Origin of the sequence: Paraburkholderia sp. SIMBA_054 (genome assembly GCF_046534875.1) — a bacterium.
GTDB lineage: Bacteria > Pseudomonadota > Gammaproteobacteria > Burkholderiales > Burkholderiaceae > Paraburkholderia > Paraburkholderia hospita.
The window spans coordinates 1-370 of the sequence record NZ_JAWRXV010000345.1 but is presented as its reverse complement, the minus strand read 5'-3'; the positions used below and the strand labels follow the sequence as shown (position 1 = coordinate 370).

Sequence of the window (370 nt, the reverse complement as noted above, 5' to 3'; positions counted from 1 at the left end):
ATGATATCTCGACCAAAGTGGAAGTCAAACTCATGAAGAGCTACGATATTTCGGCTGTGCATGTGCACGTGGAGCCACATTAAAACTCCGGCCATTGCCGGAGTTTTTCCTATTTAAAGCGTCTCTCAATATGCCTTCGCCCAATACACCAGCTCACCTGCAGGCTTGCCACAGTATACGCATGTTTCTGACACCGCTTTCGAGTCGAATGGGATACAGCGCGAAGTCGCTTGGGTCTGCTCTTTGATCGCGTCTTCGCATTCCCGTTTGCCGCACCACATCGCTTTGATGAAACCTCCATGGGCATTCAAAGTCTCGCTGAACTGTTCCATCGACTGTACCGTTCTTGTTTCGGACAAACGGTGCATAC

At 49.7% G+C, this 370-nt stretch carries 1 pseudogene; it reads right to left on the bottom strand.

What is annotated here, in order from left to right:
- Positions 1 to 125: 125 nt before the first annotated feature.
- A pseudogene (locus SB822_RS55400) lies at positions 126 to 370 on the bottom strand (proline--tRNA ligase); the annotation flags it as partial.